At 47.4% G+C, this 24,610-nt stretch carries 22 protein-coding genes, 1 tRNA gene and 1 pseudogene; 5 read left to right on the forward strand and 19 right to left on the reverse strand.

What is annotated here, in order from left to right; translation table 11 throughout:
* Window positions 1-50 precede the first annotated feature (50 nt).
* Window positions 51-1,772: an assimilatory sulfite reductase (NADPH) hemoprotein subunit gene (gene cysI, locus B9L19_RS11345; protein WP_025951292.1), complete on the reverse strand. Its 1,722-nt coding sequence runs from the start codon at window positions 1,770-1,772 to the stop codon at window positions 51-53.
* 25 nt (window positions 1,773-1,797) lie between these two features.
* On the reverse strand, window positions 1,798-3,615 hold the full coding sequence (locus tag B9L19_RS11350; protein WP_025951293.1) for an assimilatory sulfite reductase (NADPH) flavoprotein subunit: 1,818 nt from the start codon (window positions 3,613-3,615) through the stop codon (window positions 1,798-1,800).
* A gap of 240 nt (window positions 3,616-3,855) precedes the next feature.
* On the opposite strand from B9L19_RS11350, the gene B9L19_RS11355 reads away from it, so the two are divergent.
* Complete coding sequence (locus tag B9L19_RS11355) at window positions 3,856-4,743, forward strand: LysR family transcriptional regulator (RefSeq protein WP_025951294.1); 888 nt, start codon at window positions 3,856-3,858, stop codon at window positions 4,741-4,743.
* 31 nt (window positions 4,744-4,774) lie between these two features.
* Here B9L19_RS11355 and B9L19_RS11360 read toward each other — a convergent pair whose 3' ends face one another.
* The 4 genes from B9L19_RS11360 to B9L19_RS11375 form a co-directional block, all read right to left on the reverse strand.
* Window positions 4,775-5,704: a cation diffusion facilitator family transporter gene (locus B9L19_RS11360; protein ID WP_025951295.1), complete on the reverse strand. Its 930-nt coding sequence runs from the start codon at window positions 5,702-5,704 to the stop codon at window positions 4,775-4,777.
* Window positions 5,705-5,720: 16 nt separating this feature from the next.
* On the reverse strand, window positions 5,721-6,029 hold the full coding sequence (locus B9L19_RS11365; RefSeq protein WP_025951296.1) for an ArsR/SmtB family transcription factor: 309 nt from the start codon (window positions 6,027-6,029) through the stop codon (window positions 5,721-5,723).
* Window positions 6,030-6,194: 165 nt separating this feature from the next.
* A complete protein-coding gene (locus B9L19_RS11370; RefSeq protein ID WP_025951297.1) occupies window positions 6,195-6,512 on the reverse strand; it encodes a YbjQ family protein in 318 nt (105 codons plus the stop codon).
* A 64-nt stretch (window positions 6,513-6,576) separates the two neighbouring features.
* Window positions 6,577-7,044, reverse strand: a complete 468-nt coding sequence (locus tag B9L19_RS11375; protein WP_025951298.1) for a DUF2935 domain-containing protein — start codon at window positions 7,042-7,044, stop codon at window positions 6,577-6,579.
* Between the two features lie 255 nt (window positions 7,045-7,299).
* Here B9L19_RS11375 and B9L19_RS11380 point away from each other — a divergent pair, with 255 nt between their 5' ends.
* Complete coding sequence (locus B9L19_RS11380) at window positions 7,300-7,482, forward strand: hypothetical protein (RefSeq protein ID WP_244182586.1); 183 nt, start codon at window positions 7,300-7,302, stop codon at window positions 7,480-7,482.
* Between the two features lie 202 nt (window positions 7,483-7,684).
* Here B9L19_RS11380 and B9L19_RS11385 read toward each other — a convergent pair whose 3' ends face one another.
* Window positions 7,685-7,942 carry a membrane protein gene (locus B9L19_RS11385; protein WP_025951300.1) on the reverse strand — a complete coding sequence of 86 codons (258 nt, stop codon included), beginning with the start codon at window positions 7,940-7,942 and terminating at the stop codon, window positions 7,685-7,687.
* A gap of 357 nt (window positions 7,943-8,299) precedes the next feature.
* Here B9L19_RS11385 and B9L19_RS11390 point away from each other — a divergent pair, with 357 nt between their 5' ends.
* Window positions 8,300-9,139, forward strand: a complete 840-nt coding sequence (locus tag B9L19_RS11390) for an MBL fold metallo-hydrolase (protein ID WP_047753265.1) — start codon at window positions 8,300-8,302, stop codon at window positions 9,137-9,139.
* A 253-nt stretch (window positions 9,140-9,392) separates the two neighbouring features.
* The gene (locus B9L19_RS11395; protein WP_047753266.1) at window positions 9,393-10,520 is read left to right on the forward strand and encodes an NAD(P)/FAD-dependent oxidoreductase; all 1,128 of its coding nucleotides are present in this window, start codon (window positions 9,393-9,395) and stop codon (window positions 10,518-10,520) included.
* A gap of 81 nt (window positions 10,521-10,601) precedes the next feature.
* Here B9L19_RS11395 and B9L19_RS11400 read toward each other — a convergent pair whose 3' ends face one another.
* From B9L19_RS11400 to B9L19_RS11420, 4 genes are all read right to left on the reverse strand, one after another.
* Window positions 10,602-11,153, reverse strand: a complete 552-nt coding sequence (locus tag B9L19_RS11400) for a YpiB family protein (protein ID WP_047753267.1) — start codon at window positions 11,151-11,153, stop codon at window positions 10,602-10,604.
* Window positions 11,154-11,439: 286 nt separating this feature from the next.
* Entirely contained in the window at window positions 11,440-12,954 is a 1,515-nt protein-coding gene (locus tag B9L19_RS11405) for a malate:quinone oxidoreductase (protein ID WP_198527170.1), read from the reverse strand.
* A 542-nt stretch (window positions 12,955-13,496) separates the two neighbouring features.
* Complete coding sequence (locus tag B9L19_RS11410; RefSeq protein WP_241771998.1) at window positions 13,497-13,838, reverse strand: hypothetical protein; 342 nt, start codon at window positions 13,836-13,838, stop codon at window positions 13,497-13,499.
* A 530-nt stretch (window positions 13,839-14,368) separates the two neighbouring features.
* Window positions 14,369-14,527, reverse strand: a complete 159-nt coding sequence (locus B9L19_RS11420) for a hypothetical protein (protein WP_199502757.1) — start codon at window positions 14,525-14,527, stop codon at window positions 14,369-14,371.
* 630 nt (window positions 14,528-15,157) lie between these two features.
* Here B9L19_RS11420 and B9L19_RS19405 point away from each other — a divergent pair.
* Window positions 15,158-15,304, forward strand: a pseudogene (locus B9L19_RS19405) (site-specific integrase); the annotation flags it as partial.
* Between the two features lie 135 nt (window positions 15,305-15,439).
* On the opposite strand, the gene B9L19_RS11425 reads toward B9L19_RS19405, so the two are convergent.
* The 8 genes from B9L19_RS11425 to B9L19_RS11460 all read right to left on the reverse strand — a co-directional run bounded on the left by B9L19_RS11425 (window position 15,440) and on the right by B9L19_RS11460 (window position 24,603).
* Window positions 15,440-15,512: transfer RNA gene (locus B9L19_RS11425), tRNA-Arg, on the reverse strand.
* Between the two features lie 22 nt (window positions 15,513-15,534).
* Window positions 15,535-15,816, reverse strand: coding sequence for a hypothetical protein (locus B9L19_RS11430; RefSeq protein ID WP_167372754.1), 282 nt, complete (start codon window positions 15,814-15,816; stop codon window positions 15,535-15,537).
* Between the two features lie 57 nt (window positions 15,817-15,873).
* On the reverse strand, window positions 15,874-17,631 hold the full coding sequence (locus B9L19_RS11435) for a TIGR03986 family type III CRISPR-associated RAMP protein (protein WP_025949140.1): 1,758 nt from the start codon (window positions 17,629-17,631) through the stop codon (window positions 15,874-15,876).
* Entirely contained in the window at window positions 17,570-18,145 is a 576-nt protein-coding gene (gene csx19, locus B9L19_RS11440) for a type III-D CRISPR-associated protein Csx19 (RefSeq protein ID WP_025949141.1), read from the reverse strand. The genes B9L19_RS11435 and csx19 overlap by 62 nt, the downstream gene beginning before the upstream one ends.
* A gap of 11 nt (window positions 18,146-18,156) precedes the next feature.
* Window positions 18,157-19,536 (reverse strand): RAMP superfamily CRISPR-associated protein, encoded by a 1,380-nt coding sequence (locus B9L19_RS11445; protein WP_033024066.1) that lies wholly within the window; start codon window positions 19,534-19,536, stop codon window positions 18,157-18,159.
* On the reverse strand, window positions 19,511-21,730 hold the full coding sequence (locus B9L19_RS11450; RefSeq protein WP_047753282.1) for an RAMP superfamily CRISPR-associated protein: 2,220 nt from the start codon (window positions 21,728-21,730) through the stop codon (window positions 19,511-19,513). Before B9L19_RS11450 ends, B9L19_RS11445 begins: the two co-directional genes overlap by 26 nt.
* Window positions 21,702-23,297, reverse strand: a complete 1,596-nt coding sequence (locus B9L19_RS11455; protein WP_047753283.1) for a Cas10/Cmr2 second palm domain-containing protein — start codon at window positions 23,295-23,297, stop codon at window positions 21,702-21,704. The genes B9L19_RS11450 and B9L19_RS11455 overlap by 29 nt, the downstream gene beginning before the upstream one ends.
* A 31-nt stretch (window positions 23,298-23,328) precedes the next feature.
* A complete protein-coding gene (locus tag B9L19_RS11460) occupies window positions 23,329-24,603 on the reverse strand; it encodes a Card1-like endonuclease domain-containing protein (RefSeq protein WP_089113944.1) in 1,275 nt (424 codons plus the stop codon).
* Between the last annotated feature and the right edge of the window lie 7 nt (window positions 24,604-24,610).

Raw genomic sequence — 24,610 nt, forward strand, 5'->3', positions numbered from 1 at the left:
TCCTTTTCATTTTCGCCAAGGAGAGGCTGGTTTTCATCCGTTATTCGGCCTCAATCATGAAAATTCGTCCCATCCGTCACTTCTTTGACGATGCCGGCGCGGATGACGAAGTCGCCGAAGTGTTCGCCGTCGAGCCGCTCTTTGGCGTAGCGGGAGAGGAGGACGCGCAGTTCGCGCAAAATTTCTTCTTCGCCGATGTTTTCGCGGTACAGTTTGCCAAGGCGCGTGCCGTTGAACGCAGCGCCGAGGTACATGTTGTATTTTCCGACCGCTTTGCCGACGAAGGCGATTTCCGCGAGCACGTGGCGGGCGCAGCCGTTCGGACAGCCCGTCATGCGGATCGTGATTTCCTCGTCGCGCAAACCGTTTTCGTCGATAATTTCCTCGATTTTATCGAGCAGCTTCGGCAAGTAGCGCTCCGCTTCCGCCATCGCCAAGCCGCACGTCGGCAAGGCGACACAGGCGAGCGCGTTGCGGCGCAAGGCGGTGTACCGTCTACCATCCGTCAAGCCGTACTTGGCGATCAGCGCTTCGATCTCTGGCTTTTTCTCGCTCGTGACGTTGGCAATCACTAAGTTTTGGTTTGGCGTCAACCGGAAATCGCCGGTATGGACTTTGGCGATTTCGCGCAGGCCGGTCATCAGCTTGTAATCGTCGTAGTCTTTGACGCGGCCGCCTTCGACAAAGAGCGTGAAATGCCACGTCCCATTGACGCCTTCGACCCAGCCGTAGCGGTCGCCGCTATGCTCGAAATGGTACGGGCGCGCTTCGCCGAGCTTCCAGCCGAGGCGGCGCTCAATTTCTTCTTTCACCGCTTCCAGCCCAAGCCGATCGATCGTGTATTTGAAGCGGGCGTGTTTGCGCGATGAGCGGTTGCCGTAGTCGCGCTGAACGGTCATAATTTTCTCCGCCACTTCCACGACTTGATCCGGCCGGCAGAAGCCGATCACTTTCGCCAGTTGCGGATACGTCGTTTTGTCCCCATGGGTCATCCCCATGCCGCCGCCGATGGCGACATTAAACCCGGCGAGCTTGCCGTCTTCGACAATGGCGATGAACCCGATGTCTTGCGAGAACACATCGACGTCGTTCGACGGCGGAACGGCAATGCCGATTTTAAACTTCCGCGGCAAATACGTCGGACCGTAAATCGGCTCTTCTTCTCCGTCGACTTGCGGTGTGCCGGCGACTTTTTCACCATCAAGCCAAATTTCATAATACGCCCGCGTCCGCGGCAACAAATGATCGCTGATCAGCTTCGCCCATTCGTACACTTCCGCGTGCACTTCCGATTGGTACGGGTTCGGGTTGCACATGACGTTTCGGTTGACGTCGCCGCAGGCCGCAAGCGTCGTCATGAGCGCATTGTGAATGGCTTGCATCGTTTTTTTCACGTTCCATTTTAAGACGCCGTGCAATTGGAACGCTTGACGCGTCGTCAGCTTCAGCGTGCCGTTGGCGTATTTGCGGGCGAGCTCATCCATGACGAGCCACTGCTCCGGCGTCGCCACCCCGCCCGGCGTGCGGACGCGGATCATAAACTGATACGCCGGCTCAAGCTTTTGTTTTTGCCGCTCGGTGCGCACGTCGCGGTCGTCTTGCAAGTAGCTGCCGTGGAACTTCATCAGCCGGTTGTCATCCTCCGGAATTCCCGCGCTGAGCGGGTCTTCCATCGTTTCGGCGAGCGTGCCGCGCAAGTAACGGCTTTCCTGCTTGATGCGCTCGACATCGCTTGGCGGTCCGTCCGGCGCTTTTAACTCGACTTTCGCCATTTCCGATTCCACTCCTTCTTTGAGATTAATAGACGTCGCGTTGGTATCGTTTTTGCTTTTGCATCTCCGTGACATATGCTTCCGCCTGTTCACGGCTCATTCCGCCTTCTTTTTCGATAATCTCAATCAACGTTTGGTGAACGTCGCGCGCCATGTTTTGTTTGTCGCCGCATACGTAGACGACGGCGCCATCCTCGAGCCAGCCGAACAGCTCTTTGCTTCGCTCGAGCATCCGGTGTTGGACGTATATTTTTCGTTCTGTATCGCGCGAGAAGGCGACATCCATTTTGGTCAGCACACCACTTTTCAGCCAGGCGAGCCATTCCGTTTGATACAGGAAGTCGGTCATAAAATGTTGGTCGCCGAAAAAGAGCCACGATTTTCCGTTGGCTCCTGTCGCCTCGCGCTCTTGCATAAAAGCGCGGAACGGCGCAACCCCAGTGCCTGGACCGATCATAATGATTGGCGTCGATGGGTCTTTTGGCAGCTTAAAATTCGGGTTCGGCTGCACAAAGACCGGCAACGTATCGCCGATTTGGACGCGTTCGGCGCAGAACGTCGAGCACACCCCTTTGCGCAGGCGGCCGTGCGACTCATAACGGACCGCGCCGATCGTCAAGTGTACTTCATCTGGATAGGCCGCTAAGCTACTCGCGATTGAATACAGGCGCGGCGGCATTTTCCGCAAAATCGAGATGACTTGTTGCGGCGCCGCGTCCCATGGGCCGAAGTCGCGGAACGCATCCAATAAGTCGCGGCCTTTGGCGTATTCTTTCAGCTTCGCCTCATTGCCTGGGGCAACAAGCGCTTGAAGCTCGCTGTTTTTCGACAGCGGCGCAAGCTTTTGCAACAGCGCTTTGGTCAACACAGTGATTTCAAAATGGGACGTGAGCGCTTCTTTGAGCGACCGCACTTCCCCATCTTTGTCAATTGTCACCGTTTCTTCCGGATTCCATTTCATTTCTTGAATGATGAGATCGACAAGCTCCGGATCGTTTTTCGGGAAGATGCCAAGCGCATCACCCGGCTCATACTTCAACCCAGACCCCTCGAGCGACAATTCGAGATGGCGCGTTTCTTTGTTCGATCCGCGGCCGTTTAAGTTGATGTTTTCCAGCACCTCAGCCGGGAACGGATTTTTCCGCGAATAGACGACCGCCGGCTCGGCTTTCGGCACGGCCGCAGCGGCCGACAACACTGGCGCCGCCTCGGCATTGGCACCTTTGCTCAGCTCGGCAAGCACGCCGTCAAGCCATTTCGCCGCCGCTTCCTCGTAGTCGACGTCACAGTCGACGCGCGGATAAAACCGCTCTCCCCCGAGCTCCTCGAGCCGCTTGTCAAAATCTTTCCCCGTCTGGCAAAAATGTTCATACGACGTATCGCCGAGCGCCAAGACAGAAAAGCGCAAATGATTCAGCTTCGGCGCCCGTTTGCTGTGGAGAAATTCGTAAAACGACACCGCATTATCCGGCGGATCGCCTTCTCCGTGTGTGCTCACCACGATGAGCAGCGTCTCGACTTTCTTCAATTCATTCGGCTTAAAGTCAAGCATGGACGACACTTTCGCCTCAAAGCCGCGCTCCTTAAGCGCCTTGCCTGCTTTTTCGGCCAGTTTTTGCGCATTGCCGGTTTGCGAACCGTACAGAACGGTCACTTCTTTCGAAATCGGCTTGCCGACAAACGGCGTCGGCGCCTCGGCATCGAGAACGCTCACTGCGGTCTCGGCCGCGGCCAAATACCCGCTCAGCCAAAGCTTTTGCGACGGCGTCAACGTCGGCAACAAACGATTCAAGAGCTCAATCTGCTCCTGGGTAAACGGACTGTTGGTTACTTGCAGCTGCAACGGTGTCCACCTCACAATATAAAATAAAATGGAACGATTGACGTCGTTTCGGTCTCAACGACAGAACGAGCGCCAAATTCCATTATTCCTATAAGCCAAGTATACTTTATCCAGGATATCATATTTACACTTTACCGCAAAACAAAACATTAGTAAAATAAATATAAATTATCAAAACTATTAACATCACTAATAATGATCCGCAACAAAACAGTCAGGCTGCATGCGAGGGGTTGGCCAATGTATTACGACGAGTTGAAGACGTTCATTACGTTAGCAGAAGTGAAAAATTTCACCAAAACAGCGGAAATTCTCCATTTATCCCAGCCAAGTGTCAGCTTGCACATTAAAAATTTAGAGAAGGAGTTCCAGACGAAACTGTTCATCCGCTCCCCGAAGCGGCTGCGCATGACGCCGACGGGAGAGCTGTTGTACGATCGCGCCAAGCAAATGATGGCGCTCTATGAACAAACGAAGCAAGACATTTTGGAACACCATCATTCGGTGAAAGGCAAATTGACCATCGGCGCCAGCTTTACGATTGGGGAGTATATTTTGCCGCCGCTTTTGCCCGATTTCCAAAAGCGCTATCCAGAATTGGAGCTTGAGGTGATGATCGGCAACACAAAAGAAATTGTCGAACTCGTCAAATCGTATCAAGTCGACATCGGCTTGATCGAAGGGCAAACGAACGAAAAAGAACTGTCCGTTCATCCATTTATGCAAGATGAGCTCGTCATCGTCGCCTCCAACCGCCACGCACTGGCGCAAAAAGGCGAAGTCACGATCGGCGAGCTGCAAAACGAGGCGTGGGTGGCGCGCGAAGTCGGGTCGGGAACAAGGGAATATTTCAACCATTTCATCCGCTCGAACGGGCTGAAAATCCAATCGCTCATGATCATCAGCAGCAACCAAGGCATTAAAGAAACGCTGATCAACGGCAACGCTTTGTCCTTGCTGTCGCGCAGCGTCGTCGCCCGCGACATCGAGCACGGCCACCTGTCCATCGTTCACCTGAACCATCCACCGTTTTACCGAATGTTTTCCTATATTTGCGCACCGATTATGGAAAACAAGCAAAATGTACGTATCTTCCTTGAAACGTTGCAACACAATTGGAGATCTTAAAAAACACGGGGAGAAGCTTGGCAGCCCTCCCCTATACTTCCATCTCCCCATGGCGAATATGCGGCATTTCGATTTGAATCGTCGCATGGCGAATGTGAAAGCGCGTCTCGATCAAATCAATCGCCCGCTGCAAAACCGCCTGGCCATCGCAACCTTCCTCAATGAGCAAATGGCAGCTTAACGAATCAAGCCCCGAGGTGATCGTCCAAATATGCAAATCGTGCACATCGATCACGCCCTCAATGCCGGAGAGCGCCGCTTTTACTTCCCCATGGTCAACCGCCGCCGGAGTTCCTTCCATTAAAATATGCACCGTCTGCTTCACGACGGCCAACGCTCCTTTTAAAATCAGCACCGACACCGCAATGGAAATGAGCGGATCAGCCGCGTACCAATCGAACAGCCAAATGACAAGCCCCGCCGCCATCGCCCCGACCGAGCCTAACGCATCGCCAAGCACATGAAGATAGGCGCTGCGGACATTGACGTTCTCTTTGACATCGCCTTTGCGCATCAACACCCAAGCGCTTCCCAAATTAGCCAGCAATCCTATGACAGCAATGACCATCATCGGCCCGCTCGCCACAGCAGCGGGATTCACCAATCGCCCAACGGCTTCCCAAATAATCCAAGCGGCAATCCCGACCAACGTAACTCCATTGACCAGCGCTGCTAAAATCTCAAAACGATAAAACCCATACGTCCTCTTCGGCGACGCAGGCCTCGCCGCAAACCACACCGCCAACAGGCTTAACAAAAGCGAAGCAGCATCGCTCAGCATATGCCCTGAATCGGAAAGAAGAGCAAGGCTGTTCGTCACAAGCCCGCCGACAAACTCCAGAACCATAATCCCGACGGTAATGACAAGAGCGGCCGCCAGCCCTTTTTGGCTTCCCTCTCTGCCCAAGCCATGATGATGCCCGTGATGGTGGCCGCAATGGCCGTGTTCATGATGATGCATCGTTCTTCTCCCCCTTTTATGGATGTTGAGCGTGATCAATCGCCTGCCTCAGCAGCGAAATGACATGATCGTCATCGCAAGAATACACCAGTGATTTCCCTTCACGGCGATATTTGACAAGCCGCAGCGCCCGAAGCAGCGCCAGTTGATGGGAAACGGCCGACTGCGACATGCCGAGCACTTCCGCAATATGGCCGACATGGCATTCTTCCTGCGACAACAAATACAACATCTTCATCCGCGTCGGATCCGCCAACGCTTTAAAGATTTTCGACACTTCCTCCACGACGCTTTCATCTAAAAACAAATGATCTTCTGCCTTCATCATCGTTCCCTCTCATTTTAACATATGAGCATTTGTTCATACATGTGAATCATAACCCTCTTTTTTTCCTCTGTCAATCCTCTTTCAAGCTGCCTAGCTCCATGAACATCCGTCATGCACGAGCAAAGAAAAAAGCAAAGGGCGGAGCACCCTCTGCTTTTGTTCTTACGATCTCACCCGCACCGCCGTCCCTGTCGCAATACACATCATCATGCCGTCGCGCAGCGTTTCAAAATCAAGATCCACCCCGATGACGGCGTTAGCGCCAAGATGTTTCGCCTTATTGACCATCTCCTTGATCGCCATCTCCCGCCCTTCGGCCAGCTTGCTTTCATACGTTCCGCTCCGCCCGCCGATGATGTCGGTGATGCTGGCGAGAAAATCGCGGACGACATTCGCGCCCAAAATGACCTCTCCCGCTACGATGCCCAAATACTCTTCAATTTCTTTTCCTTCAATGGTATTGGTGGTCGTGACAATCACCGCCATGTCCCCCTTATGGCTCATAATAGGTGGAAGCACCCCATTCCATTATACTACATTGCCTCTATGACGTCGCCGATGAATGGGTCCGCGGCGCCAATGCCGAATGAGTGCCGTACAGCAACAACTGCGCGATGCCGACAAAATACTCCGATTCGCGAATGATGTGATCGAGCACCACCTTGGCGGTTGGGTTTTGGCTGACAGCTTTGCTGCGGGTTTTGATGTGCCGGCATAATTCAATGAACTGAAGGCTCTGCTGCAGACAGTAGGAGACGAAATGCAGCACTTGCTGCTGCAGTTGTTCCGGAACATAATGGCCGGCCCGAATGACCGATTCAATATAACGGACCGCGTGCTGATGCGTGGCCGAAAGCGCCTCCTCCCATTTTTTCAACGCTTCTACATATGGTGTTTCCAATCCAGACGCAAGTTCACGAATGACGACCGTATGTTCCTCTTCTTGATGCTTCCAAAATTCAATTTCATCCAAAATACGCAGCGGCATGTGCGGGCCGTAGTAAAATTGCACGCTCTTCCCTCCTGTTTCCCCTCTTCTTTCAGTGTATGAGGAAACCGTGCGGATATGCACCATGATCGAAATGATCACAGCCTTCGTCCTTGTTTCACCTTGAAGATCGGCATAATGACATGCATAGAAAACCGTTATCCAACCGATGGACACATCCTCATCGATCAAAAAAACTTCCATGGCCGTAACGTTTTACGCAGCTTCATCGTTTTTATTAGCGTAAATGACCCGATCGGGAAAAAGGAGTTACGATGTATGGTTCATGCGAATGAAGACAGCCGCGTCAACTGGATCGAACAGTTATGCCTTTCCACTTGGAAGTCGGTCTACCGATTGATCTATTTTAAGGTCCAAAACCGTGAAGAAGCGGAAGACATCACACAAGAAACGTGGTGGGATATGATCCTGCCCCATAATGTTCACAGAGATGAAAACTGATCCCCACTACCTGCGTCATGAAAAAGGAGAACGGCCATCCCCCTGTTCTCCTTTTTCTTCGTTATTCCCATAGAGTAGTGAAATCCTCGTCAATGGCACGGTCATTGCAACTGATGCCAGATGGATGGCTATTAACGTCTAAAATCGGAAAAACCATCCCAACAGGCTTCGTTCCCCGTCGAGACCGGCTTTTTTCCTTTTGTCAGCCGCGAACCATTTGGTACACATGCATCACCAAGGCGACCACCGCCGCCACTCCAACAAACGACACCAAATACAAAATCGGCGACCCCGTCTGGCCAAACACCACTTCATTTTGCAGCATGGCCGCTTTCTCCCAAGCATTCTCCACATCAGGCTTGTAAAGCTTTGTTTTCCAATACCCTATGCCGATGGTTGATGCCAAATACACCACATGAACGATGATCGAAATGATGAAAGCGTGCATAACGGTTTTCATGAACATCCCCTTCTCACCTGTCGGAAATATGGACGGTCCTCCATTGGAGGCGTCGGCGCAAATGTCCATCCATTGCATCCGCATTCCGATACGATCTTCTATCATTTTATCATACAAGTTGCGAAAAACCATCCCCTTCATATTTCCGAATCGTTCCTTTTGATCAAACGTTCAATCCCCTAAAAGAGGGGATATTCACAGACGCTTGATTGAAGTAAGCTTAACTATAGCATCGCCTTTCTCCATCCCACTAAACACATGATGTGTATGGAATGCCAACAAAAAATGAATGAACATTCATTCTGTTGTGGTATAATGGTAACAACATCCTCACACCAATAAGGAGGCCCGTTTGTCATGCTGATCGAGAAAGTGATCAAAAAACGGTTTGAAACGGAAACCGTGCAAAACGTGCGCATCGCCAAAGGAACGGCGATGTTTCAAGGCGTCCGCCTCACCGTCCGCTGCTTTGTCATCGATGGAGTGCTGATTGACACCGGCGCCAAATCGATGGAACACGAATTCACCTCGTTTTTTCAACAACAAGACATCAATCAAGTCGTCATCACCCATTACCACGAAGACCATACCGGCTGCGCGGCGTTTTTGCAGCGGAAAATGGGGCTGCCCATCTACATGAACGAACCGATGATCCATTATTGCCAGCAAAAGGCGGACTATCCGCTATACCGAAAAGTGTTTTGGGGCAAGCGCGATCCATTCACCGCCAAGCCGATCGGCGCGACGTTTTCCTCGCGAAGCGCAACGTGGGACGTCATCCCGACGCCAGGCCATTCCATCGACCATGTGGCGTTTTTGAACCGCGAAACGGGACAGCTGTTCAGCGGCGACTTGTACTGCCAAGAAAAAACGAAAGTCATCTTGCGCGAGGAAAACATCCCGGCGATCATCGCCTCCTTGCAACACACGTTGACATACAATTTCAGCGACGTCTTCTGCGCCCATGCGGGCTATCTCCCGAACGGGCGCGAGGCCTTGCAGCGGAAGCTTGACTATTTGCTTGAACTGCAAGGGACGATCATCGATTTATACGAAAACGGAACACCGCCCAAACAAATCCAGGCCCTTTTGTTTCCGAAAAAATACCCGATCGTCTTCTTCTCGGGTGGAGAATGGGACTCGCTCCATATCATCCGGTCGATTATTCAGGAACATGAGACGAAACAAGCGGGCTGAGACGGGGCTGCTCGAGATGGCCATGATATGGCGTCGTGGGGCAGCCTTGTTACACCCGGCGTTGCTGTTTTCTGTTCTGCCGCCGCCTCCCCCAACTCTCGTTATCCTCCATGTCGCCCTTTTCCCTTGCCATGAACAGTTGCATCTTTTGGTGCTAAACGGCCCATCAGCTGTTCAGGCAGGCAGCTGTAGTTCCCGATTGATGTTGTGTATGGTATGCTAATAGAGAAAAACGCTGAAAAGGTGTCAGGAAATGAAGTCATGCATCGTCATTGGAGCTGGCATTTTAGGCGCCTCGACCGCTTACCATTTGGCCAAGGAAGGCGCAAACGTGATCATCATCGACCGCAGCGACAAAGGGCAGGCGACCGATGCGGCGGCGGGCATCGTCTGCCCTTGGCTGTCGCAGCGCCGCAATCAAAAATGGTATCGCTTGGCGAAAAGCGGGGCGAAATTTTATCCTTCCCTCATGGAAGAGCTGAAATCATACGGGGAAACAGACACCGGTTACGCGCGAGTCGGCGCTCTATGGCTGCACACGGATGAACAGAAACTGGAACAAATGGAGGAGCGCGCTCGCAAACGGCGCGAAGACGCGCCGGAAATGGGAGAGATCGTGCGGCTTCATCCCCATGAGGCGAAGGAGCTGTTTCCGCCGCTTGGCGGTGAGCATCATGCCCTATATGTGAGCGGCGCCGCCCGAGTGAACGGCCGGGCGGTGCGGGACGCCCTCACAAACGCGGCCCAAAAGCTTGGCGCCGCCTACATGCGCGGCAACGCCCGGATCCTGTTTGAAGGCTCCCGCGTCATCGGCGTGGAAGTCAATGGAGCGAAATACACGGCCGAAGCGGTCATCGTCACAGCCGGCGTGTGGGCTGGCGAACTGCTCGAACCGCTGGGCGTTCGGTTTGCCGTCAGCCCGCAAAAAGGACAAATCATTCATCTCGAATGGCTGACGGGCGAGACTGCTCAATGGCCGGTCGTCATGCCGCCGAACAATCAGTATATGCTCGCCTTCCCTGGAGGGCGAATCATCATCGGAACGACCCATGAAGATGAAGCGGGCATGGACATCCGCGCCACCGCAGGCGGCATCCATGACATATTGGACAAAGCGCTCGCCATCGCACCGGGGCTATCGACGTGCACCTACGTGGAAACGCGGGTCGGGTTCCGTCCTCGCACGCCTGGGTTTCTCCCTGTCTTCGGACCGCTTCCGGGCTTTTCTGGGGTGTATATCGCCAACGGGCTCGGCTCCTCAGGCCTCACCGTCGGCCCGTATGTAGGAAAAGAGTTGGCGAAACTCGTCATCGGCCTGCCGACGGAACTCAACCAAAGCGACTACGACGTCGCAAACGCCGTCGCGCCGATCGTTCCATGAGGAGGACAGGGAAACCGACGACAGACCTTGCAGCCGTTGACTTCCCTTTCCCGCGCCCAGGACAAAGCGGACTGCATTTCGTCAGCTTTGTCCTTCATATTTTTTCAGCTGTTCCGTCAGCTTATGAAACAGCTCCATATCTTTGCGATCGAGCGCCTGATCAATTTGCAGCTTCAGCCTCGACAGTTCGTGGCGTTTCAGCGCCTCATCCAACACTTGCTCGGCCGCCTTCGCCATTTTCTCATGCCGCTCGTGCCGTCTGACATTTTCAAACGCTTGGTGATCAATAAGCCGAAGGTACGAAAAATTCCGGGTCTTTCCAGGAAAATGGAGCGTCAAATAGAGCGGCTCGTTCGGATGCAGCGCCAAGTCCCCCATAATCGAGGCAAGGCTCGTGCTTTTTTGACCGCGCCGATAAAACACAAGCCCTTCTTCTTCCGCCATCGCAGTCGAAATGATCAGCCACCGCGCCTGCTTTTGCTCGGTTTCCGTAAAATGGACGTTCTCAAGCAAATGGGGGTGTTGAAGCAAGTATTGCAGCACAAATCGAGCATCGGGATGCTTCAAACGATGCTGCTGCAAAAACGTTGTTAAGAACTGCCGCTTTTCTGAATAGGACACCCATCTCGTCATAGCCTCACCCCCCTTTCAACTGCTTCTCCTGGAAGACAACAGCGGCCGCAGCGCAAGATCGTCTCTACAAGCCTCGATGATCGACTGCCATCCCGTCCGCGTCTTTGTTTTCCAGTATACTTGATTGCGCCCCACCGTGCATCTGAAAACCGCAGGGCAAGGCCCCTTTCATTCCGACATCAAGCGGCAAAGGAAATAGAAAAACAGCCGCCCTTCATTTCCAGGCAGCTGCTCCTTCCAAGCAACGGGCACTCGGCTTTCCTTTCCATTGCTCAAACCTATAGGCCTACGCCAACTGCATCGCAAAGTGGCCGTTCAATCCGAGCGCTTCCGCTGTAGACGCTTGCACTTGCCGCAACAGCGCTTCGTTTTTCATCAACGACTCACCGTAAGACGGGATCATCTCTTTCACTTTCGCCCGCCACTCGTTCATCCGTTCTGGGAAGCACTTCTCCATCACTTCAAGCATGACATGAACCGCCGTCGATGCCCCTGGCGAAGCGCCGAGCAACGCCGCGATCGAGCCATCAGCCGCATGGACGACTTCCGTGCCAAACTGCAGCGTTCCTTTGCCGCCAGCTTCCGTGTCTTTGATCACTTGCACGCGCTGACCCGCCACGACGATGTCCCACTCGTCGCTTTTCGCCGTCGGGACGAATTCCCGCAGCTCTTGCATGCGCTGTTCTTTCGACAACAGCACTTGCTGGATTAAATAGTTGGTCAAGGACATATTTTTCACGCCCGCCGCCAAGATCGTCAAGACGTTATGCGGCTTGATCGAGGTGAACAAGTCGAGCATCGATCCGTTTTTCAAAAACTTCGGCGAAAACCCGGCAAATGGCCCAAACAGCAGCATCTTTTGATTGTCGATAAACCGCGTGTCCAAATGCGGCACCGACATCGGCGGCGCGCCGACTTTCGCTTTGCCGTACACTTTCGCATGGTGCTGCTCGACAACCTCAGGGTTGTTGCACACCATAAACAACCCGCTCACCGGGAAGCCACCGATTCCCTTCCCTTCCGGAATGCCGGACTTTTGCAACAGATGGAGGCTGCCTCCCCCGGCCCCGATGAAGACGAACTTGGCTGCATGAAGTTCCACGGCGCCCGTATCCAAATTCCGCACTTTCAGCTCCCATAAACCGTCGCTTGTCCGTTTGATATCCTCGACATGATGGCGGTAGCGGATCTCCACGTTCTTCCGTTTCAAATGTTCAAACAGTTGGCGCGTCAACGCCCCGAAGTTCACGTCCGTCCCCGATTCGATGCGGGTCGCCGCGATCGGCTCGTCCACCACCCGCCCTTCCATCATGAGCGGCACCCATTCGGCCAACTTTTTCGGATCATTCGTGAACTCCATCCCTTTGAACAGCGGATTGGCCGCCATCGTTTCGTGCCGCTTTTTCAAAAACGCCACATTGTCTTCCCCTTGCACAAAGCTCATATGCGGCAGCGGACGGACGAAATCTTTCGGGTCACGAAGAATACCACTGTTGACCAAATAAGCCCAAAACTGCAAAGAGACGTAAAACTGCTCATTGATTTTAATCGCTTTGCCGATGTCAATCGACCCATCGGCCTTCTCAACCGTATAGTTCAACTCACACAGCGCCGCATGCCCCGTCCCGGCGTTGTTCCACTCGTTGGAGCTTTCCGCTCCTGCCTCTTCCAGTCTTTCAAAGACGACAATGTCCCACTCGGGCGCCAATTCCTTGAGCAGCGTCCCCAACGTCGCGCTCATAATGCCGGCGCCGATTAAGATGACATCCGTTTTTCCTTGTTTGTTGCCCATGTTTACCATCCCTATCCATGAATAGTTGTAAAAGATCATCGAGCGATCGCTCGAAACAATGCCGCCGATACCCCTTTCGTTTTGAGGGCGATTCCAACATTTATTATAACACAATTGATTAATAGTATGTCACTATTATTGATTTGAACAAAAATATATTAATATAATTCAATGCACCGTTGCATATTCATGACATCAACACAGCCATCCCAACATCGCCCTTCATAATAATTTTACAAAATCGTTGAATATTTCGCCACCATCTCGAGAAAAAACGCAGAGATTTTTCAAGAAGGCTGATGAAAAACACATTTTATAGCAGCAAAAAAGACGGCTCCATGCCGCCAAAGCATCATATAAACCATCTACACCCGAAACATTTCAAGGTGACATCCATCGTATTAGGCAATCGTTTTTTCAATTTCTCTAACAAATGGCTCGTGCGAAGTATTCTCTAAAAAATCTTCGAATATTTCATCAAGTTGCAAGTTGAGATCTTCATTGACCTCATTCCCGTCCTCGTCATAAATCTCAAAGTGGCTGTACTTCCATTAATCAAATGTTTCCCTAAGCAAGTCACAGTATGTCACCCAATGCTTTCCATAGTTAGACATATACGTCGGCACCCATTGATCAATGTAAACGTTGCTTAACAACTCATCTAACGGAGAACAATAAAATCGCGAGCCCTTACTTCTCCCCAGCGATCGGACAAGCTCGGCAAACTCTTCCTTCTTCATTTTCCTCACTTCACCGGAATAGTCATAGCTGATCTTGCCGTTGTATGGGTTGATGAATGGTTCAGCGTTGTATATCCATTGGTGCGGTATATGCGTTTGAATCACTTCCATGAGCATTCGGGCAATGAGTTGCGGGATATCACGGAAATCCAATTTCCTCTCCCTCCCTCTAGAAATGTTGATCTATCAAGACTTTTCGGCCCCTCAGGGGTGTCCAAAAAATATTTTCCGACAAAATCCCTTACATCCTTTTTCAGTTTTGTTGATATCTTACAGACCCAAGGTGCGCTCCTTTCTGGCTAAGATGCTTCGATGAGCACTCGCGTTTCCCATTGTTCAATCACCGTTTTTCTCGGCTCGGCTGATGTTTCCAAACTGCTTTTTCGGTCAAGTCAAACATATGGGGATGCCAATCGTTCACTTCCGGTATACTCCATTCAGCAACCGGATTGTCATGCTGAATGTCATTCCGTTAGTGTTGCTTGCACAGCTCCACAGGGAAAAGCGAAACTGCAACACTTCGCCAAAGGGGAAACACCATCGAAAACACGGAAAGTTCATTGCTGAGGGCCTCACAGCTGAAGAGAGCAATTGGTGCAATGTTGCGGTGGCATTTCTCAAACAGGCGGCTGAAATCGAAAAAAAGCGCCCTTAGGAAATAACAATTGTACACAATCGCCTTCTCATTCCCGTCGAATGCTGTGGAGAAATTCCGCATCGATTACTTTCCTGTCATCGACAAGATCTAACAGTTCATCGTGCGGGCGAATCTCATCATTGCCGTCGGAATAATAAAGGGTGATATGCACTCCTTCTGATTGGGCGATTTGCAACGCGGGCAAAAAATCACTGTCCCCCGAATAAGGCAATTCGCGAATACAAAGCATTCCCTCCCGTCCATGGCAATGAATACAAAAGGAGCGGCGATGCCGCCCCCTCTCTTGACCTGCCATCCATCCGAACGGCAACGGTTATTCTAAATATCATTATAATTGGAAAAACGGTGCATGTAAATCCCTCAGTTGAGATGAACAGGCCATTCGCATCGAGCCAGTTGGCCCCGAGAAGCTTATCCCGAGTTCGACAGTCACTAGGCAAACAAAATGCCTCTCGCCCCTTGATCTCACATTTCGCACCCTCCCGACGAAAATCGGGAGGATTTTTTCATCCCGATGTCGAATAGGTCCTTGGTACACAAGGAAAGCAAAGGAGTTTCCACACCATGGACGTTCGAATTCATGCTATTTATTTTCATAAATGGCACGGATTTGAACGCTCATGATGTAGAAACTCCTTTGCTTTCCTTGTGTTTCAAGGGTTCATTCGACAGGAAGATAAAAAAATCCTCCCGATTTTTGTCGAGAGGGTGCGAAATGGCGGTGGGTTTAAATCCGCTAGATGATACCGCATTTTAGCGGCAAATGTACGCCGGAAACATTCCTGAATCATGTTCATGTGAAGCAGGTTGATCTGTAAACGTTAAGTATGTTTCCCGACGACTTGGGCACAAAGATATTGTAACCACTCTACAAACGTACTCGCATATTTTAGATGAGATGGAGCAAAAAGAATCCCGGCAGGTCGATCTCGCGATGGAGGAGCTGTATCATGCCAAATAGCCGTGCAAAATTCGTGCAAAATTTTTTCGGATTCTATCGTTTTTTGGGGGATTCCCAAAAAATGAAAAACGACCGCAAACACGGTCGTATCAAGGAGTTTACGAATTTTCATCCGAACTAGTCGGATCATTGGAACGGCCCCGAGAGGATTCGAACCTCCGACGCACGGTTTAGGAAACCGACGCTCTATCCACTGAGCTACGGGGCCATATGGCTCTCCTTTTTCCATTCTATCCATCTGCGCCTAAAAATTCAATAGCTGATAGAAAATCAAGCTTCCCATCGCTTCTCGCATCCGCCAGCAAAAACCGCTCACTGTCGACCCAGCGAATAATGGGAAAGCGCACCGAGACGTCCGGATGAAGAATGGTTCCATTGGCGACGCACTCCAACCGCCGACGGCTTCTTTGCACCACGATCCATCCCCACTGGTCGCTCCAATCCGCATCCATCAGACGAATCCCGCTTCGTTCCGACACAATCGAATAGAACGTATAGGCGACGATTGACACCACTCATCCCTCACAGCACCATTTTTCATCACAAACAGCTTTCATCATCAAATCTCTTTATCCTTTGAGTGTAATATCATCATCCAATATATGCGGAAGCGATTGTTTTATTTTTCCGCCCTTTCGATTCTCAACAAACCATGTATATCCTTTATCATCGTTTTTCGCAACTCTAGGGTAGGAAATATTTTCTATACCATTGTCCAATTTTGTAATTTTTAAAAACTGAGCAATATTTTTTTTCGTTTTATCAATCTGCCTTTCGATTTCCTCTATTGAATATTCCTTTTCTGTTTCCCTGTATTCAACAGTATCATTACAAAGTACAAATTCCCTAGTCTTTACTCGATCTACCTTTATTTTTACACTTCCTAATCCTAAAGGTTTTCCCATTCCAATTTTATGGCAGTTTTCATTTTCGTTATCTCCTATGTTCAAAGTCCATAGCAAACATTTCAACTCAGCTTCGCTAATTCCCTCAAAGAAAATCCGAAAAGAAAATGAAACTCCCTTTTTTACAGGACGAATGATACATTCAAGAGAAGACAATGGCTGATTTGGATCATAATTCCTCCATTTCATTTGCCTGGAGTGCCAATAAAATTTCCTTCCTCTTAGCCTAGGCTTGTAGTATTTATCGATACCAGATTTCCGTTCCGCATAATCATAAGTCCACCAATCCGCTTGACTAGGAGGTTCAAGGTAAAACTCCATTGCAGAGAGTTTGGGAGAAGAAAGCATCGACAACACTTTCGGTGATTCAAAAAACTCTTTCACATTTTCTTCCTTAATCACTCTCCCATCGGTAAACCGCAAACGAGAAGCAAATGAATGATTGCGGCCCACCATTCCAAATAACGCGCAAGCTGGACAAACTTCTTCACCTACACAAGGGGAATACCCACCTTGTCCATCTAAAATATCTTTCAACGTGTTATGAAATACTATTTTTGAAATACACGCTGGTGACAAGTAATAATTCCCATTATACTCATGATAGTATACAAGAATCGGTTTACCTTCCTCTAGTTTATAATGTGCATATTCGTTATGATTGGTTTCGCGATTCAGTTTGTTTTCCTTCTGATACAAATAAAGCACCTTTCTCAAGTATTCGATCGCATCGAAATGTTGTGGAAGAGGAATCGGTTTTCCTGTTTCTGTAAAGATCGCTTCATATCTTTTTTTCGGAAAATACTCTCCTCGATGAAAATACCCTTCTTTGACATCATCAACTGAACCATCAGCGACTATTCTCGCTTTATCCCTTCCAATCACTTGAAAACGCACTCTCTCCCCTTCCTGAATCCCATCTGTTTGCGATAGAAGGACCCGGTACTTTTTAGCAGGTTGGATACAATATCCTTCCGCAGTTTTTTTCAGTATCCCCGGTTTTCCGGGCTTACTTATTCTGCTGTATAAAACTTTGTCCACACAAACTGTCGACAGGCACGAATCCGTAACAGCTTCGTAAGCCGACCGAATGACCCCTCTTAATTCACTGGCTGGAATAACGGGGTCTGCTAACGAAGGAGAAAGAGAATGTTCAACAACGGGTGGATATGAGTAAAACTCTAACGTTTTCGCGCCTCCTTTCACGTCATTTTTCTGTTCCAATGCGTCCATACTTGCGGAATTTGGAATAAAAATCGGTGTTTTCGTTTCAAGCGTACACTCAATAACTCCTGTTAAAGTTCTTCCCTTTATTTCATGCCATTTTGTTCTATTGCATTTTTCTCCTAGCGAGATGAAGTTATATGGATTGACAAATGTTATCTGATTTTCTCGATGACCTTGTCTCTCTTTTTTCTTCATTGTCTTCCCCCTCACTTAAAAATCTCCCATTTGGTTCACAAAATGCTAATAAGCGAGCATCATAGAAGTAAAGCTGTCCATGCTCATCTTCTTTCAAATAGTTGCGCACTTTATAGCACAATTTTCCTGATAAGCGTTTGTTGGAAGGGACGTATAATTCAAAACCTCTATTTTTGTCAGCTATTTTTAACCAACCATCGCTCCAGCTTTCTACACTGCCAAGTATGTAGTGTGTTTCATCGAAAGCAAGCAATGTCTCATCTTCTATAATCATGCGGCCAATAAATTTTCCTCCAAACCTCCTTACGTGGAGCTCTGCCGACTCGTGAAAAATACGAATTTCTTGTACATACCTCTCTTCGATATGCCCATTGAAAAACATTATGTTATGATTTCTCCATATACCAACTTGAACCGTATGATCTAGCCATGCTAACACATAGGCGGTTGGACTGTTCAAATGTTTGGCAATGAGTTCAACCAATGATTGTCCTTCTACTTTATGAACCTTCATATCCCCCACCCTTATTTTGACTGACAAATCGCCTTGTAAAGAGCTCTAAAATAATTGCGCTCATTATCTTCATTCAGTTGCACTTCTCCTTGATCGGTTTCCAAGAAAATAGCAGAACCTGAAAAAATTCCTCTCCCAATGCTTGTCTCTCCCCCGATTGCTAAATACCCCTTCAGCAAATCTTTCAAAGCGAGGAGCAACAACCCAATATCTTCGTCTTTTGCTTCCCGTATTTCAATGACTAACTGCGTCTCCCCTCCATAGACAGGCAGTTCATCAAATAATGCTCCGTCCGCAGCGCCTCCTGTGAAACGATCAATTTTCACTCTAGTGTTTTTTATCAACATTCCTTTGAACACCACTGTTTCATGAAAACGGATGCGGGACATTTTCGATTGTTTCTTCTGTTCATCAACATACCCAAACAAATCATTTATTTTCTCTCTAGCCAAATCAGAAAAAGCCGTTTTGCCACTACTCTCGTACAGTTGTTCCATCATTTGTTGCATTCGGTGGCGAAATGCCCCCGCCCAAGATGTACCTGGAATAATCGGGATCCCATTGGAACATAACTGGGCATAATCAACACTTTTTTCGGCAAAGTCTGTCGAATTCCGATAGTTCCGAATCATTAAGGAAGAAACATTTTGCAAAGGAACCTTTATCTTAATGGATTGTTGCTCTTTCATCCCTAAGTCGACATTTCGATTTAGTTCATCCACACTGATGTTACCCGAAAATTCCCTCCAATCAAAATGAATCCATTGCTCAACATATGCGTGCTTTTTTTCTTTATCCATAAAATCAAGGCGCAATACTTCCACGTCACGCAGTTTTCCATAGCCAAATCCCCGCTGTTTCTTAGCACCGATTGCCATTTTTTCTTTTTGCATCGCATCCAAAAGAACAAACAACACCGTTTGAAGTTTCTCTGCATCGTCACATTCCCTTAAAACAAGCTCAAGCTTCAGAAGAAATTTTGTTCCTTTTTTCACAACTTCATAATCGAATTTTCCACGATCAATGGCTGTCTTTGTCTTATGATCAATTCGAACCCCATCACGAACTTCTAAACAATTTTCTTCATCTACTATATGCGCATCCGAAACGAAAAGGCGACTTAATGTCGTTTGGCTGCTCTCTTCTACACTCTGTCCAAACATGGTTGCGATCACTTCCCGACTTAACCCGGTAGAGACGAGATAATTTCGAAACACCCCTGCTAGAGTTGTTCCGGGAATGAACGCCTTCCCTTCGTGATTTTTCATAAAATCAATGTCTGTCTGCTCATTTTGACCCGAACCGATCAAACAAGGAGACGTAAGTTCAAAGGTTCCTTTTACGAAAATGCGCATAACAATTCGATCATTCTTGTGTTTCATAGAGAGCATGTACACCTCTTTTTTGTCGATTCAGCCATTTGATATGTTGAAGGATCGTAAGAGTGAAATGTCTATATAAATCAAATGGTTGTGTCTCGATCCACTTTTTCAGATCGTCCGATGCGATTTTGGACATTTTCATGCTCCAATCTTCATGTAACAACACTTCACGTTTTACTTTCTCAACTTTGTTTTTTATTTGATCCCCTACCTCGTTTGTCGACTGTCCTATTTCCCGCATAAATGACGGCAAATCTTTTTCTTCATTTTTGACTCGTAAAATAAACTCTTCTACATCACTCGACACATTTAACATATGAATAAGTTTAAATATGAGCGAATTGCTCATGCTAACCAATGAAATTTCTTTTGCGATGACCTTTAGAGCCGAATGTCTCAAGATTAAATAAACTTGTTCTTTTAAAATATGATCAATTATTGGCTGTATATACTGAGTTGCATACTTCTCCATTCTCTTTTGGATGTCTAGTTCATCATGAGACAGCCATACCCTATTTTGACCATGCCGATTGACGACAAGACGTCCAAATCCTTCATTTGTCCTTAATCCGTAACTCTCTTTCTCGATGTCTGATGTACAAAGCTTCTCTTCTCCTTCATATGTCATCACGATGACGCTGCCAGCATCGATGGCATCCACATGCTGTTTCGGCATTTTCCATTTACTATTAAATCCAGAAATTCTTTTCGTCCGAATAAAAGCTCGTTTATACGAAAAGGAAGGGTATCTTTTTGAAAGCATGTTCACCATGCTTCTCGGATCGGTTTTAATGATTCCCTCATCCTCATCAAATAAAATCATGGGTGATGTCAATGTCACTACTACTTGATCACCTGGATACACATATTGGTTATGATTTATTACTTCGTCGAGGGATGAGAATTCCATTACCTTGATTTCCGCTTCTGCATATTGAGCTGTTTTTGAACGTCCGAGTCGAATGACAGGAGTCTCATGTATCATTCGTTTTAAATAGCTTAGACTCTTACTTTCTCCGATGATCAGACCTCGGAAGATTTGTCCTTTTTTGATTACCTCTATTTGATAAAATTGACCATCCTCATCGGTGGCGTGTCCAATTGTTCGATCTTGAGGTCGGCGATGGTGATAATACACTTCTGTATTCACCTTTATCAATTCCATCGTGCCATCTTCTAAGTATGCATAGCCATCCAGTTTTTTCGTTTGTATTTCTTCCTCTATCACTTTTTGATAATCGTCATCATTAGCCAAGTCGTAAATGTTTTCTCCATCTTTTTGCTGAACAATCGACAGCGGCGTTGGATATGATCGTTGATTGTGTTTTGTAACTGGATAAGCATGCAAATACTTGACGGAGTCACTAAGAAACAGCTCGCGAAATCGTTCGTCTTGATGCGCTTCATCACCGTTCCGCTTTTGTTTTTTCAAATAAACGGAAGCTAAAGCACCAAGAATTTGCCCCCCCGTAATATGGGTTTGGCTCGTGGAAGAACTCCCTACTTCCATCGATACATATAACGGAGATTGTAACTTCAATTCGTAAGCCAGAACGCTATTTTCATCATTGGGACTAGAAGTCTTGTCAACGTATTGGCTGGCCGTTGAAACCACTTCATCTCTTTCCAGACGGCAAACCACCTCTCCCCATCCTCTTGTTCGGTTTAATCCGATGCGCCGTACTAACTTGCAGCATGTTTCCAACAACTCTATACAATCACGATCCCATTCGTCAAAATGAACATCAAAGTAAAAGATCAGACCGGACTTAATCAGCCGAATTGTTCGCAATGAATGATCTTTGACAGTATGGGATGTCGAATCAATGCTCGTTTGTGTGCGTGCTGTTGTAAAATAAGATTGAATGAGTAATGGATGGACATACTTCTTATACGGGGACTCTATGATCCTCTGCAACTCGCAGATCATTTGTTCATAATGTTCCACATAACCGTTGCCAATCTTCATCATACTCTCTGTCACACCTGGCAAACCAAACAGTTTTTCAAAAGCAGCTTTTGGAATGCTCTCATCAAGCTCCATTAATTCAAGGGCTGCTTCTTTGAAACACCCTTTTATCCTCTTTGATGGAATAAAAGGGATTCCATATGAATCGAAATGGACATCGGCATCATAGATGCCCGCCAATCCCTCCCCTGAAGATGGACATAAATCAGAAAGAAGCTGCATCTTGATTTTCATCTTCCCGATTTTCCTCCTCTAAATCAATAAAAAAATCAAGCATCTCTAACACATCGTAATAGGGGGTTCGGCCATAGCTGTCAAAAACGGTTCGAATTGGTGATGTGGGCAACACCAACCCTTTGCTTGCTGCTTCCTTAAGAAAGATTTCGGTTTCCACTTTTCCTAGCATCAGAGCTTCTTCAAGCTGCTTCATCTTATTTCTAGGCCACTTTTCGTCCCCTGACGTAAATGATTGATGCATACGGATGAAATGCCGAAAGTCATAGTCGCTGTCCGTTACACCTTCTTTGTTTACAAGCCAAGGCCGCCATATCAAATTGTATTCTTTGCGATAATCGATGGAACTCACTGTTGGAATTTGATAATATTTTTTTCTCGTCTCATATAAATCATTTGTGATGCCACTGGAGACAATATGGAAATCAATCCAACTTCCAACAGGGTCGCCATCTTCTTTCGCCTTCTTCTTCGCTGACTGGCAGCACTGTTCCGCTATTTGATAAGCGCGATAAAACGGAAAATGGCTTTTGGCAATCACAACCCCTGCACATGCAGAAACGGTATTGCCTTCGATTAAACTTTTTTCAGACAGTTTTTTCAGAAACATGTAACTGACATATAAAGCCAACCTTCCGTCACAAACGAATGTTACATCATCCCCATCGAGCACAATATCACGAATAGGCAGACAATATTGCTCTTCCTTTTTCTTCAGTTGAATTGTACCGATTCTTCCATCTCGGAAGTTGCTTTTTAATACTTCAACAACCTCTATAAATGTCTTTTTATAGATCTCATCTATTTTGGCGGCAATATTCCGCATTTTTTTAACTGCATGCTCATAACTCTTCTCTCCTTCAAGAAGATCTTTTAACATTCTTCCAAATGAATTGCCATCTATATGTACAATCCCTATATGGCTTTCTCCTTCTTCTCTACCTAAGTCATCGAATTCAAGCGGGATTTGAAACTCATCAACTGGCAATACACTTTTCTTTTGGAGAAAAGCCTCTCTCTTACGCAGATTTTCCACTGTCACAAAACCATACTTAGGATGATGATGTGTAATAGGGTGGAACGTGGAATCGTCCAATTGCGTAATCGAGATCCCTCCCATCTTAGCAGGAGGAATCATTTCACTTTTCTTTCTCAATAAGGCGGCTGTGACTGTTTTGCGATCTTGATTGAAATTTTTCCCTTCAACCACCTCATGAACCACTGTAAACGTTAAAGAAGGGGCTTTTTCCAATAACATGAGAGAAAAGCGTCTTGTAACCCTTTTGGCGTCCTCTTTCTCCCTAAACGCAACCAGCGCATTCCCCCCTCCAACGTATATAATTTCACAACGAATTCTGTCATCGTTCAAAAACGAAAAATCAGCAGCTTGTTTCCAATCAACAACATATTGCCCCTGTGGGATTTGTTCGCGAATGGAATCCAACAAAAACTCTGATAACGATTGTTCAACTAACGTTGAAGCTCCAACAATCTCTTGTAAACGGTTGGATTGGAACACATACTTTTGAATTCCGTTAATATCAAACATAGACAAAACGAAAGACAATGTTCATCATCTCCTCGATGTTCCTATCTTATCACGAACAAAAAATATCTTTTAGTTTTTGAGTTAATGTTTCAAAGTCCTTTAATTCTTCCCTGCCGATCAAAGACACTTTCTTTTCGTACTGCGCATTAAACGAAGCTAGGTCTTTTTCCAAATTATCGTTGCAAGACTCACTGCCTTCCATCCCCTTGCCTTTAGAGGGGAGCATGCTTACCATGACAACTTTCGCATGACTTCCTCCTAGTTGTTCTGCACGATAGAGCGCTTCAAAGGCTTTTCCTTTCACGGTTTTTATCTTAGAGGAAGTCGTGCAGGAAAACAAATACATTTGATACCCCTTCATCGCTACAATGTCAAGCTCACAAGGACGACGCTCGTATCTTGCTTCGATCCCTTGGCGCACTTCTGATAAACTCACGTCGCTCTTGATTTTCTCGATGGCATAAATCACATATTCTTCTAGCCATTTTCCGTGAAGAAATTCAACAGTTTCTCTGAATGATTTTACCGATTTAGATGCCTGAGACCAATGAATCGGAAAAACATCTTTTAACTCTTTCCGGACATTCTCATAATCCGCGCGTTTTTTCTCAATATCTTCTCGTCTCAAATCTTTTTTTTCACTCACCTTTTTCAGCTTATTCAAGCTGTCGCGCCAGCTACTATATGATGAATCGTTAATAATATCGATTATTCTGTTGGCAAATCGAATAATATCTACCTGCTCAAACGTCATCTGACTTTTCCCTTGTTGTGATATTTGCATATTATGAAGCTCGAAAAGATCTTTAATGGTAAGATGGATGTAGTCTCTCAAATCCTTTCCGTCCGAAAAAGGAAACACCTTTCTTCCTACTGTAATTTGCGCATAATCGGGATGCAAATCGCTATAGATTGTTCGAATGTTTCTCTCTCTTGCAAATTCCTCAACAGCCAAAAAGCTAAAAACAGACATCGGTTTGGTTCCGCCCGTATAAAATAAATGAATGCTGTTGATACCACAACTATCTTCCAATTTAGAAAGTTCATTCGTCAATTTGCTCATCACTTCGTCCCTGTCCCGTTCTCCGCCTCCTAAATCAATGCCAATGATCCTATTTAAAACGCCGATTTTATTTTTTAAGTTTGTAAAAACGTGTTTTGTATTTTTAGTATGAACAAAAAGAAGGCGGTCGGGCTTAGGCAATTCGTCTACGTCATTCCGATTTTCTTGCATTAAATACTGAGTTGTGACATAAATAGGGAGTGGGTTAGAACCAATTGTGCAAATCAATACATTCAGTTTCGATTTTCCAAAAGTAGACATACAAATA

The organism is Geobacillus thermocatenulatus (genome assembly GCF_002217655.1).
In the GTDB taxonomy this organism is placed as follows: Bacteria; Bacillota; Bacilli; order Bacillales; family Anoxybacillaceae; genus Geobacillus; species Geobacillus thermocatenulatus.